The 12,122-nt window shown below is 37.2% G+C and carries 11 protein-coding genes and 1 pseudogene; 9 read left to right on the top strand and 3 right to left on the bottom strand.

Going from position 1 to position 12,122, the window contains the following annotated elements; all coding sequences use genetic code 11:
• The 5 genes and pseudogenes from I1J71_RS08345 to I1J71_RS08325 all read left to right on the top strand — a co-directional run.
• Positions 1–712 (top strand): restriction endonuclease subunit S (locus tag I1J71_RS08345; RefSeq protein ID WP_195184421.1); only part of this gene is annotated, 712 nt, incomplete at its 5' end.
• A 28-nt stretch (positions 713–740) separates the two neighbouring features.
• Positions 741–4,091, top strand: coding sequence for a DEAD/DEAH box helicase family protein (locus I1J71_RS08340; RefSeq protein ID WP_195184420.1), 3,351 nt, complete (start codon positions 741–743; stop codon positions 4,089–4,091).
• Between the two features lie 19 nt (positions 4,092–4,110).
• Positions 4,111–4,887 (top strand): annotated as a pseudogene (locus I1J71_RS08335) (DNA polymerase beta superfamily protein).
• Between the two features lie 8 nt (positions 4,888–4,895).
• Positions 4,896–5,948: a hypothetical protein gene (locus tag I1J71_RS08330; protein ID WP_195184419.1), complete on the top strand. Its 1,053-nt coding sequence runs from the start codon at positions 4,896–4,898 to the stop codon at positions 5,946–5,948.
• Positions 5,949–5,965: 17 nt separating this feature from the next.
• On the top strand, positions 5,966–6,577 hold the full coding sequence (locus tag I1J71_RS08325) for a tetratricopeptide repeat protein (RefSeq protein ID WP_195184418.1): 612 nt from the start codon (positions 5,966–5,968) through the stop codon (positions 6,575–6,577).
• Positions 6,578–6,594: 17 nt separating this feature from the next.
• On the opposite strand, the gene I1J71_RS08320 is transcribed toward I1J71_RS08325, so the two are convergent.
• Genes I1J71_RS08320 through I1J71_RS08690 form a run of 3 tightly spaced genes read right to left on the bottom strand, consistent with a single transcriptional unit; the run spans position 6,595 to position 8,444 of the window.
• On the bottom strand, positions 6,595–7,410 hold the full coding sequence (locus I1J71_RS08320; RefSeq protein ID WP_195184417.1) for a TIGR03943 family putative permease subunit: 816 nt from the start codon (positions 7,408–7,410) through the stop codon (positions 6,595–6,597).
• On the bottom strand, positions 7,407–8,312 hold the full coding sequence (locus I1J71_RS08315; protein WP_195184416.1) for a permease: 906 nt from the start codon (positions 8,310–8,312) through the stop codon (positions 7,407–7,409). Before I1J71_RS08315 ends, I1J71_RS08320 begins: the two co-directional genes overlap by 4 nt.
• Positions 8,313–8,444, bottom strand: a complete 132-nt coding sequence (locus I1J71_RS08690; RefSeq protein WP_000268695.1) for an SPJ_0845 family protein — start codon at positions 8,442–8,444, stop codon at positions 8,313–8,315.
• A 155-nt stretch (positions 8,445–8,599) separates the two neighbouring features.
• On the opposite strand from I1J71_RS08690, the gene I1J71_RS08310 reads away from it, so the two are divergent.
• From I1J71_RS08310 to I1J71_RS08295, 4 genes are all read left to right on the top strand, one after another.
• Complete coding sequence (locus I1J71_RS08310) at positions 8,600–10,729, top strand: Tex family protein (protein ID WP_195184415.1); 2,130 nt, start codon at positions 8,600–8,602, stop codon at positions 10,727–10,729.
• Complete coding sequence (locus I1J71_RS08305; protein ID WP_195184414.1) at positions 10,716–11,165, top strand: SprT family protein; 450 nt, start codon at positions 10,716–10,718, stop codon at positions 11,163–11,165. Before I1J71_RS08310 ends, I1J71_RS08305 begins: the two co-directional genes overlap by 14 nt.
• Before the next feature lie 59 nt (positions 11,166–11,224).
• On the top strand, positions 11,225–11,497 hold the full coding sequence (locus I1J71_RS08300; protein ID WP_195184413.1) for a PspC domain-containing protein: 273 nt from the start codon (positions 11,225–11,227) through the stop codon (positions 11,495–11,497).
• A gap of 341 nt (positions 11,498–11,838) precedes the next feature.
• On the top strand, positions 11,839–12,122 hold a 284-nt coding region (locus I1J71_RS08295; RefSeq protein ID WP_195183967.1), incomplete at its 3' end, for an ATP-binding cassette domain-containing protein.

The following is a 12,122-nucleotide window of genomic DNA, read 5'->3' as shown; positions in this document are numbered from 1 at the left end:
AGTTAATATTGAAACTATAGAAAATCAAAATACAATTGTAGATATATTGGATAGGTTAGAGAATCAAATAATAAATAGAAATAAGCAACTTAGTGAACTCTCAAACCTTGTAAAATCCCGATTTAACGAGTTGTTTGGAGACCCTGTTTTGAATGAAATGGGTTGGGATAAACATGCTTTGAAGGAATTTGGAATATGGAAAAGCGGTGGAACTCCTAAAAGAAATGAAAAAGAATTTTTTAGAGGAAATATCCCTTGGATTACATCAGGAGAACTAGAACATAAATACATTGAAAATTCTTTTGAAAAAATTTCAGAAAAGGCAATTGAGTGTAGTTCTGCAAAAATAATTGAAAAAGGGAGCTTATTGCTAGGTATGTATGATACTGCGGGTTTAAAATCGTCAATCAATACTAGACTAATGTCTTGTAATCAAGCTATTGCTTTCGCAAAATTAGATGATAAAATCACGAATACTATATATGTTTATTATGTAATTCAAAATTTACGATCCATGCTATTGAATCAACAAAGAGGCGTACGTCAAAAAAATTTTAACTTATCGATGATTAAAAATATTTTCATCCCCCTCCCTCCTCTTTCCCTCCAAAACGAGTTCGCAGACTTGGTGGCTCAAGTCGACAAATCACAATTTGCTTGTCAGAAGGCTATAAAACTGTGGAGAAATAGCTTGAAATCTAGTATAATATAGGTATCTATTTAATCAAAGTGAGAGAAAAATGGGAAATTTTGATTTTCTTTTAAATAACGAGGAGTATGGATCTTTTTCAAAGCCCTGTATAGAAGCTGAGAATATGATTGGGACATCTACTGTAGCGACAGCTTTCATGGCACGTCGTGCCTTGGAGCAGGCTGTTCATTGGATTTATAGCCATGATTCTTATTTGGAAGCCCCTTATCGTGCTACCTTGTCTTCATTAGTTTGGGATGATGACTTTAGAGAAATCGTAGATCCAGAGCTTCATAGTCAGATGGTTCTCTTGATACGTTGGGGCAATCATGCTGCTCATGGTGGGGAGATCAAAGAACGTGAAGCGATTTTAGCCTTACATCATTTGTACCAGTTCGTAAACTTTATTGATTACTGCTACAGCAATGAGTTTGTGGAACGTTTTTTTGACGAGAAGTTATTGCCAATTTCAGAGAATGTCAAGAAAAGAGAAACACCACAAGCCATGGTGGAACTGCAAGAAAGTTTACCTGTTATGCCTGACTTTCATGAACAAATGGCTGTACAGTCCTTGGAAGTTCAAGAAAATTATACAGAAAAACGTGAAACTGCTGCTCAACGGCAAGAGATTTCTTTTCATATCGATCAGTTATCTGAGGCAGAGACGAGAAAACTTTTTATTGACATTGATTTACGATTAGCGGGTTGGAAATTTGAAGAAAATTGTCGAGTTGAAGTCGCTGTTAATGGACTGAAACACGGATCGGGAACAGGTTATTGTGATTATGTCCTTTATGGTAAAAATGGAAAGATTTTAGCAATTATTGAAGCCAAAAAGGCTGCAGTTAATCCAGAAGTCGGTGAAGTACAAGTTAAGGAATATGCTAAAGCGCTAGAGGAAAAAATAGGTTATCAACCGATTTGTTTTATTACAAATGGCCTCAAGCACTACATTCTTGATGGTATAAATCGTCGCCAGGTCGCAGGATTCTATTCGCAAGAAGAATTGCAATTATTGATGGACAGACGACATTTGCAAAAACCACTTGAGGATATTTCTAGAAAAATCAGAGACGATATCTCTGGAAGATATTACCAGAAACATGCGATTGCAAGTGTTTGTGAGGCTTTTTCTAACAATCGAAGACAAGCTCTTTTGGTAATGGCAACTGGTTCTGGGAAAACTCGAACAGCAGTCTCTCTTGTTGATATCCTATCACGTCATAATTGGGTCAAAAATGTTCTCTTTCTAGCTGACCGAACATCTCTTGTAAAGCAAGCCTATGATTCATTTAGGAAATTACTTCCAGATCTTTCGGTTTGTAACTTTTTAGAGGATAAAGATGGGGCACGATCAAGTCGTATGGTGTTTTCTACTTATCCGACCATGATTGGAGCTATTAGTGATCAGGAAGAAGTCATTCAACGCCCTTTCACTGTTGGTCATTTTGATCTTATCATTATTGACGAGTCCCACCGCTCCATTTATCAAAAATACAAGGCCATTTTTGATTATTTTGATGCTAGAATAGTAGGCTTAACGGCCACACCTCGTCAAGATCTTGATAAAAATACTTATGGATTTTTTAACTTGGAAAATGGTGTTCCAACATACGCATACGACCTGGAAGAGGCTGTAAAAGATGGTTATTTAGTAGCTTATCATTCGATTGAAATTAAGTTAAAACTACCAACGGATGGTCTACTTTACGATGATTTATCCCAAGACGAAAAAGAATATTTTGATAGCCAATTTGAAGATGATAGTCTAGAAAAAGACATTGATGCTGGAGCTTTTAATTCCTTTATTTTTAATCAAGGTACAGTAGAGATTGTTCTAGATGAACTAATGACGAGAGGGATTCAGACGGCTTCGGGTGATGAGATTGGAAAAACTATCATCTTTGCAAAGAATCATCATCATGCTGAATTTATTAGAGAGATTTTTAATAAACGATATCCTGAAAAGGAGAGCGACTATGCTCAGGTGATTGATTACAGTATTAAACATTATCAGACCTTGATTGATGATTTTAAAATCAAAGAGAAATACCCTCAAATTGCAATTTCAGTTGACATGTTGGATACAGGTATTGATGTTCCAGAGGTTGTCAATTTAGTCTTTTTCAAGAAAGTGCGATCAAAAACAAAATTTTGGCAGATGATTGGTCGTGGAACCCGTCTCTGTAAAGATTTGTTTGGACCTGATCAGGATAAGGAAAACTTTTTGGTATTTGATTATGGTGACAACTTTGAATATTTCAAAGCAGATCCTAGAGAAGGAAATGGACGTCATATTGTTCCCTTGGCGCAGCGTTTGTTTAATATCAAGGTGGACTTGATTCATGAACTGCAGGATCTTCACTATCAAGAGGATCCATTTGCAAGAGAGTATCGTCAGCAACTGGTCTCAGAACTTCATAGCCATGTAGAGGACTTGAATGAGTTAGACTTTAGAGTTCGTATGGTCTTAGATATGGTTTATACCTATAAAAAATTAGAAAATTGGCAAAATCTTACAACGATTTCATGTAAAAATCTTCATACTCATATATCTCCTCTCATGTTTGATGAAGATAATGAAAATGAAATGGCTAGACGTTTTGATTTATGGATGTTAGAAATTCAAGTAGGACAACTAACCTCTAAGCCATCACGGACTCATATATTTCAAGTTATGAAAACTGCTCAGGCCCTTGCCAGGGTTGGCAATATCCCTCAGGTCTTTGCACAGTCTGAAATTATCAGGAAAGTACAAGAACCTGAATTTTGGGAAGAAGTTAGTTTATCTGAGCTGGAAAAAATACGCCTTGCGCTTCGAGATTTACTACAGTTTTTGGATAAACCGGAACGCACTGTATATTATGTCAATTTTGATGATCACATTCTTTCCACTATCCATGATACTAAGCCATATTTACAAGTCAATGACCTGCGATCTTATAACGAAAAAGTTGAGCATTATTTGAAAGCTCATTTGGATGAGGAAGCAATTTCTAAATTGTATCATAACAAGAAGTTGACTGCACAAGATTTATTAGCATTAGAAACTCTATTATGGGAAAAATTAGGAAGTAAATCTGACTATCAGCAGCACTATGAGAACAAGGCTATTCCTAGATTAGTTCGGGAGATTATTGGTTTGAATAGAGAGGCTGCTAATCAAGTATTTTCTAAGTTCTTATCAGATGAAAACCTTAATGCTAAGCAAATTTCCTTTGTAAAATTGATTGTCGATTATGTCGTTGAAAATGGGTATATGGATAAGTCTATCCTGACACAAGAACCGTTTAAATCTTATGGATCCGTACAAGTACTATTTCAACATCAAATACCAATATTGAGGGATATTGTCCAAACAATTGACTTAATCAATAATCGCGCTGAAGAAGTAGCTTGAATATAGAAAGAGAACCACCATGCAAACACAAGAAGAAATGAATGTTTTGGTACCTGAAAAACTAGCAGAAATTGAGCGTGATTATGACGTTACTGTTTTGTGGGCAATTGAGTCTGGTAGTCGCGCTTGGGGCTTTGAGTCTCCGGATAGTGATTTTGATGTACGTTTTGTATACAAGCACAAGCAAGATTTTTATCTAAGCTTGAACGATCATCGAGATGTCATCGAACTACCAATTGACGATACTTGGGATGTGAGTGGCTGGGATTTGGACAAGGCTTTAAAGTTGCTTTATAAGTCAAATCCAACCCTCTTTTAATGGTTACAGTCGCCAATCGTTTACCAGCAAGACTCAGGCTTTATAAACCGTATCCGTCCGCTTGTCAGTCAGTATTTTTCCGAGAAAAAGATGCTCTACCATTACTTGAATACTGCTAGAACTCAAATGAATAAGTATCTTTCAGGAGATAAGGTCAAACCTAAAAAGTATTTCTATGCACTTCGTCCTATTTTAGCTTGTCGTTGGATTGAAAAACATCACTCTGTTCCACCGATTTTGTTTGATGATTTGGTCAAAGAACTCCTACCTGATGAAATGAAAGAGCTTGTGTCTAGATTGCTTGATATAAAGGTAAAGGGACCTGAAGGTATGGAAATTGAGCCGATAGAGCCAATTCAGGACTTTATCATCAAAAATATCCAAGAGCTGGATGACTACATCCAAAGTGTTACAGAGGAAAAGAAAGACTGGAAAGCTCTTAATCAATTTTTCATCGAAGAATTAAGTAGTGACTGAGGTTAGATATGGGAAAATGGACATGTAGATGTGGTCAAGCAATGAACGACCACAAAGCCCCTGATCCAAATGCTTATTCGGTTTATTCGGATGAGTTATTAGTAGAAATCATGAATAAAAAAGATGGTAATGATACAATTTCCTATGAAGACATTTCGGAGGCTTCCTTTTATATGTGGAAGTGCCCTAATTGTGGTAGTTTTATGGTCTTTGGTGAAGAGGATAATAAAGATTGTTTCACTTTTTATGAGCGCCAGACCAGTGCAAAAGCAGAATCACTTTTCGATCCTAATCAAGAGTTAAATATTGTAGTTGTTGAGTTTCAAGAAGGTGGAAATGGTTATACTTATATCTGTGACGAGCCAAATATCCATATTGGACATGCTGTGATTGTCCCAGTAGGAAAGGAAAATACTGAAAAAACTGCTTTAGTTGTCCAGAAGTATCATGCACTACCAAAGGATATCACTTTTCCCGTTGAAAAGTTAAAAAGGGTTATCCGTAGGTATTCTATTTTTGATTCTGAGACTTCAAAAATAGTTTGTAAAAATATACTTGAGCATGGAAAAATTCTAAATGCTTGTTCGAACAAAGTAAATATAGAGTCTAAACAAATTTACCATGCAATCAAAACTCCTCTAGGCTATTTTTGGTTGGAGTTAAATAGAATTCCAATTCCGATGAAAATCACACAAATTCAAGTTAAAGATAAAAGGTATCAGGTAGAGGGTGCCTTCTTCATTAAACCCACCAAGGTAAACTACAGAAAATTGTTAGAACTTGAATTATGTGCAGATTTTGATATTGATGCCTCTCGTTGGATTGACATTCTTTCAGACGAAAATGTTTGGGGAAACACCTGGGAAATGAATGGCCTTCAATTTGGAATTACTGCAGGAGAGTCCCCAGAATTTGAAGATGAAGTAGTTGCAAGAAAATTTAGCCGTATCCCACTTTATTATGACTGGCATCCAGAATTTGAAGACTATTATGGCTTCAGTATAGCCTGGAAAAAATACGAGTCTGATAGTGATTTGTCGATTGATTTCTATACAACATAAGCTAGAGGAGAATAAGCATGAATCAAGCCTGGGAATTATTGTTTGAGGGGAAGATTGAAGAGGCCAAGAAATTAGTCTCAGAAACTTTCTCGTTAGAAACTTGCAAGGATTACAGCCTTCTCAATTTGCTGGGTTATATCAAGTTCTTTGAAAAAGACTATAAAGAAGCTTTACTGATTTATCAAAAATATCTTGAAATAGCAATATCAAGTCAAGATAAAGAAAATGAACATATAGGATATCACCAGTTAGCCATGGTTTATCGTGAAATGAATGACTATCAAACAGCTCTTAACTATATCGATAAGGAGCGAGAAGTTATTGAAGATTCTTTTTCAGAGGATGCACTCAAATCTTCTGTCAATAATTATGAGCAAGGTTATTTACGATTAAAACTAGGGGAAATAGCAAAAGCAATCATGTATATGGAACAGTCCTTAAAGCAAGCATTACAAACAGATGATCTGATAGCTCAAGCCTGTTCCTATAGAGGTTTAGGTGAGATTTATTCTGCTAAAAATTCAGAAAAATCGCAAGAGAATTTTTTACAAGCTATTGAACTTTTTGAAAAAGCAGGAGATCAGATCGGAGCACAAGAAGTTAAAAACTTACTAAACAAGAAAAAGTAGCCCATTCAGGCTACTTTTTAAAATTCTTTGTAAACATAGGTATTTTCGGGTTTGTCTACTTTGATGAAGGACTGGACTTCAAGAGTTGGGAGGACTTGGTTGAGTTCTTTGTGATAGTGATTCCTAATCTTACCTTTGACTCTCACCCAGGTGTTATTTTCGTACTGATTAGTGTTTCCAGTGGTCAAAAGGCCAAAAACTCCAGAATCAGCGATACAGTGCATAATACCAAAGCGAAAAACAAATTGACTATTGGTATGATTTGGATCGTTGTAGATAAAGCCAATAAACTCGATTTCCTTGCCTTCAAATTCGTTTGGAATATCGTAGATAGCTTCCATAACTTCCAGATAATTTTCATCATTGATAACTATACTAGATTGAGCTAAGTATTTATCAGCACTCTTCCGAATAATATTTTCATGAGCTGTTTGTGAATAAAATCTGCTCGTATCCGGCTTAAGAAACTGACTGCTCGTTCCTTCACTTGCTTGGATTGCCTTGTCAGTTCCTTCCGACAAAGGGAAATAATATCCTTTTGCCGATACTGTTTGTGAATCCAGAGTGACAGTTGGAAAGGTAAATCCAACTAACAAGGGTAAACTTAAGAGGGCAAAACTAGCAAGCTTGGCTGAAAGACTATGTAAGTGACTATGTTCTTTCAAACGCTTGAAGCAAATATAGGCTTGAACAATGGCTAGTAACAAAGATAAAACCATAGTGATATAAGCCAGATATGAGTAGTGGAGGTTTATATACTGATTGAGCTTACCTGATAGATGTAGATAAAGGGTTAAGATAAAATAGCCAAATAAGATAAAAAATCGAATCATAGCATCACCCCAACTAGATAAGAATAGACAAGAACAACAAGGGTTACAATTGTCATAAATTGCCAAATAAATCGCGTTTTAAGATAATTCTTCATCATGAGTAAATTCTTGACATCAAGCATGGGACCTATAACCAGAAAGGCAAGCACTGGGGCAAAGCCAAAACTTGATAGAAGAGAAGATCCGATAAAGGCATCCGCTTCACTACAGAGGGATAGAAGGAAAGATAAGACCATCAGAAGAAGAATAGCAAGCAGTGGTGTCGCACTGATAGATGTCAGGATACGAGTTGGAACATAGACTTGGACTATACTTGCAAAAAGACAGCCAAAGACCAAATAACGCCCCATATCAAAGAATTCATCAATAGCTTGGATAAAGACCTGAAGGATTTTTTGACTTTTAGTCAAGTGAGAAAAATCATGCTCATGACAAGCCAATCTATTTTCTTTTTGGATAAGTCCCTCCCAGACAAAACCAAGAAAGATACCCAATATAGTAGCAACAAGAATCGCGCCCAAAGCTCTTAGGAGAACCATTTGAATTGAATGACCAAAGGCTGAATAAGTCGCAAAAAGTACAATAGGATTGATAATAGGAGCCGTTACTAGAAAAGGTACCGCTGTATAACTAGGAACCTTCTTTTCTAAAAAGCGGTTGATGATAGGAACGATTCCACACTCACAAGAGGGAAAGAAAAAACCGATGAAGCTACCAAAAAAGATTCTCCCCAAGCGATTTTTAGGGAGAAATTTATAAACCTTCTCAGGTGTGACATAGACTTCAATGGCACCAGAGATGATACTACCAATTAAGACAAAGGGTAAAGCTTCAATAATAATTGAAAGAAAAATAGCGCCAGCTTGTAGCACACTAGAAGGTAAACTTTGAAAGAGTGTCATCTATTTTTTCTTTTCTGCCTTATCTTTCTTTTCTTTGTCGTCTGGAAATGTTACTTGCTTCAAATCAGGTAGTTTAGCGAATTCTTCGAACATCTTATCTAAGTCATCAGTTTTTGTAAATTTAACAGCCATAAGGCATACCTCGATTCTTTTAGTTAACACTATTATACTATTATTTCTAAGAAATAGTTGGATTTTAAAATAAACATGGCTTTTATCTTTATAAAGTTGAAATAAAGCAACAAATTAATGAAAACAAGCTTTCTTCCTTATGGTATAATAGTTTTATGGATAAAAAATATGAAAAAATTTCCCAAGATTTGGGTGTAACTTTAAAGCAGATTGATACTGTCTTGTCTTTGACAGCAGAAGGAGCAACTATCCCCTTTATCGCCCGTTATCGGAAAGATATGACCGGAAGTCTAGATGAGGTTGCCATTAAGGCTATCATCGACCTCGATAAGAGTTTAACTGCTCTAAATGATCGAAAGGAAGCGGTCTTAGCAAAAATCAAAGAGCAAGGCAAGCTAACTAAGGAGTTAGAAGAAGCAATTCTATCAGCTGAAAAACTCGCAGATGTAGAAGAACTCTATCTTCCCTATAAGGAGAAACGTCGAACCAAGGCAACGATTGCGCGTGAGGCTGGACTTTTTCCACTTGCTCGCTTGATTTTACAAAATGTTTCTGACCTAGAAAAAGAAGCAGAAGCATTTGTCTGTGAAGGTTTCGAAACTCCTCAAGAAGCTTTGGCTGGAGCTGTAGACATCTTGGTTGAAGCACTATCCGAGGATGTTCATTTACGTTCAATGACCTATCAAGAGGTACTTAGACGCTCTAAGATTACTTCTCAAGTCAAAGATGAGAGTCTTGATGAAAAACAAGTCTTTCAGATTTATTACGATTTCTCAGAGACAGTTGCAAACATGCAAGGTTACCGTACGTTTGCCCTTAATCGTGGTGAGAAGCTAGGAATTTTGAAAATTGGCTTTGAGCATGCGACTGATCGGATTCTATCTTTCTTTAGTGGTCGTTTTAAAGTTAAGAATGCTTATATTGACGAAGTTATTCAGCAATCTGTTAAGAAAAAAGTCTTACCAGCTATCGAGCGCCGTATCCGTACAGAATTAACAGAAAAGGCAGAAGAGGGAGCTATTCAACTCTTCTCAGAAAACCTTCGAAATCTTCTCCTTGTTGCACCTCTTAAAGGGCGCGTGGTCCTTGGATTTGACCCTGCCTTTCGTACAGGTGCTAAGCTTGCGGTCGTTGATGCGACTGGGAAGATGCTGACAACACAGGTCATTTATCCCGTCAAACCAGCTTCAGCTCGTCAGATTGAAGAAGCAAAGAGAGATTTGGCAGATTTGATTGGCCAATATGGTGTTGAAATCATCGCTATCGGCAATGGTACTGCTAGTCGTGAGAGCGAAGCCTTTGTCGCTGAAGTACTTAAAGATTTTCCTGAGGTCAGCTATGTTATTGTAAATGAGAGCGGGGCATCTGTCTACTCAGCTAGTGAACTTGCTCGTCAAGAGTTTCCAGAGTTAACTGTTGAGAAACGATCTGCTATTTCTATTGCTCGTCGCTTGCAAGACCCACTTGCTGAGTTGGTTAAAATCGATCCCAAATCAATCGGTGTCGGTCAATATCAGCACGATGTTAGTCAGAAAAAACTGTCTGAAAGTCTGGACTTTGTTGTTGATACAGTAGTTAACCAAGTCGGTGTCAATGTCAATACAGCTAGTCCAGCCTTACTTTCGCACGTAGCTGGTCTTAACAAAACAATCTCTGAAAATATCGTGAAGTATCGTGAAGAAGAAGGTAAAATCACTTCACGCGCCCAAATCAAGAAAGTTCCTCGTTTAGGTGCTAAAGCGTTTGAACAGGCTGCAGGTTTCCTCCGTATCCCTGAAAGTAGCAATATCCTTGATAACACAGGTGTTCACCCAGAAAACTATGCTGCTGTTAAGGAATTATTCAAACGTTTGGACATTAAAGAGTTAAATGAAGAAGCACAAGCCAAACTCAAATCTATTTCAATCAAGGAAATGGCCCAAGAATTTGACCTCGGTCAAGAAACTCTCAAAGATATTATTGCAGATCTTTTAAAACCAGGACGTGATTTCCGTGATTCTTTTGATGCTCCAGTCCTTCGTCAGGATGTCTTGGATATCAAAGACTTGAAAGTTGGCCAGAAGCTTGAGGGCGTTGTCCGTAACGTCGTTGACTTCGGTGCCTTTGTTGACATTGGTATTCACGAGGATGGCCTGATTCATATCTCTCACATGAGCAAGAAATTCATCAAACATCCGAGTCAAGTCGTTTCAGTTGGTGATTTGGTAACCGTTTGGGTGAAGAAGATTGATGTCCAACGCGAAAAAGTAAATCTGTCGCTCCTTGCACCAGATGAATCTAACTAATTACGTTCGACAAGTTTCTTTAGAAGACTTTGGGAAACCTTTCAAACACCAAGCTCAATGGAATTCTCGTCTACGGTCGACAGGTGGGCGATTTTTCCCTAAGGATGGGCATTTGGATTTTAATCCCAAAGTCTATCAAGAACTAGGTTTAGAGGTTTTTCGAAAAATTGTCCGTCACGAACTCTGTCATTATCATCTATACTATGAGGGCAAGGGGTATAAACATAAAGATGTAGCCTTTAAGAAACTGTTAAAAGAAGTAGACGGGCTCCGCTTTGTTCCTCCCTTATCAAGTGTTAGTCAAACACCAACTCTAGTCTATATTTGTCAGACTTGTCACCAACCCTATCAAAGAAAACGACGAATCGACACCAAACGTTATCGTTGTGGTCTATGTCATGGAAAACTTATCCTACTAAATCAGCCCAAGGACTGATGCAGGGAGCTTTAGTTCATGTTATACTTACTTCAAGAATACCGAAAGAGGTACAAATCATGAATAAAAATTTTTATAAAATGAGACGAAATCGTATGATATCAGGAGTTCTTGCTGGACTATCTGATAGATGGGATCTTGATGTGACACTGGTGCGCTTCATTTTCGCTATCTTTACAATCGCAAATTTTGGACTCGGAATCATCATCTACATCATCCTAGCCTATATCCTACCAACTAAGGAAGATATCGAAGCGGAGATGTACGGAACAGGCCCACGCAAGATTAAAGAAGCCCAGCCTATTAATGACGACGAAGGTTGGTTTTGGTAACCATCATACCATTCATTTGAAGTATTAAACCCTTGTAGTATCAAGGGTTTTTCTTTTGCTTAAAAATTTGTGGTAAACTAATAGTAGTTCATTACAAAAAAATAATCCAATCTTACAAAAATGTAAGATTACAGACCTCTTTTGTAAGGTTATGTTATGGAACCAACTCTTTTTTTAGAGTACACTTATATCAGAAAGATAAAGTAGCAAAACTATGAAAAATATTTTACAAAAGAAACATACAAGTAAACCAAGTCCAAAAGAGATCGAGCGAGTTCAGCTCGGTTGCTCTATTATGCAGGCTCAGTTTCAATTAATGGGATATTAAAAAGGAGATTATCATGACACTATTAGATGTAAAACACGTTCAAAAGATTTATAAAACTCGCTTTCAAGGCAACCAAGTAGAGGCCCTGAAAGATATTCACTTTACCGTTGAAAAAGGCGACTACGTTGCTATCATGGGTGAGTCTGGATCTGGTAAATCGACTCTACTCAATATTCTTGCTATGCTTGACAAGCCAACGCGTGGCCAGGTCTTCCTAAATGGAACTGACACAGCTACCATTAAAAATTCTGAAGCATCAAGCTTCCGTCGTGAAAAGTTAGGCTTTGTCTTCCAAGA

The sequence above is a fragment of the Streptococcus infantis genome (assembly GCF_015546995.1).
Classification (GTDB): Bacteria; Bacillota; Bacilli; order Lactobacillales; family Streptococcaceae; genus Streptococcus; species Streptococcus infantis_J.
Note: the sequence above shows the minus strand (reverse complement) of the source record. Positions and strands in the feature narration are given on the sequence as shown.

What these genes read in the sequence shown, in the direction of transcription:
- I1J71_RS08325 (WP_195184418.1), top strand. Translation starts at nt 5,966, where the DNA reads ATGAATCAAGCCTGGGAATTATTGTTTGAGGGGAAGATTGAAGAGGCC.
- I1J71_RS08305 (WP_195184414.1), top strand. Translation starts at nt 10,716, where the DNA reads ATGAATCTAACTAATTACGTTCGACAAGTTTCTTTAGAAGACTTTGGG.
- I1J71_RS08300 (WP_195184413.1), top strand. Translation starts at nt 11,225, where the DNA reads ATGAATAAAAATTTTTATAAAATGAGACGAAATCGTATGATATCAGGA.
- I1J71_RS08315 (WP_195184416.1), bottom strand. Translation starts at nt 8,312, where the DNA reads ATGACACTCTTTCAAAGTTTACCTTCTAGTGTGCTACAAGCTGGCGCT.
- I1J71_RS08330 (WP_195184419.1), top strand. Translation starts at nt 4,896, where the DNA reads ATGGGAAAATGGACATGTAGATGTGGTCAAGCAATGAACGACCACAAA.
- I1J71_RS08310 (WP_195184415.1), top strand. Translation starts at nt 8,600, where the DNA reads ATGGATAAAAAATATGAAAAAATTTCCCAAGATTTGGGTGTAACTTTA.
- I1J71_RS08690 (WP_000268695.1), bottom strand. Translation starts at nt 8,444, where the DNA reads ATGGCTGTTAAATTTACAAAAACTGATGACTTAGATAAGATGTTCGAA.
- I1J71_RS08320 (WP_195184417.1), bottom strand. Translation starts at nt 7,410, where the DNA reads ATGATTCGATTTTTTATCTTATTTGGCTATTTTATCTTAACCCTTTAT.
- I1J71_RS08340 (WP_195184420.1), top strand. Translation starts at nt 741, where the DNA reads ATGGGAAATTTTGATTTTCTTTTAAATAACGAGGAGTATGGATCTTTT.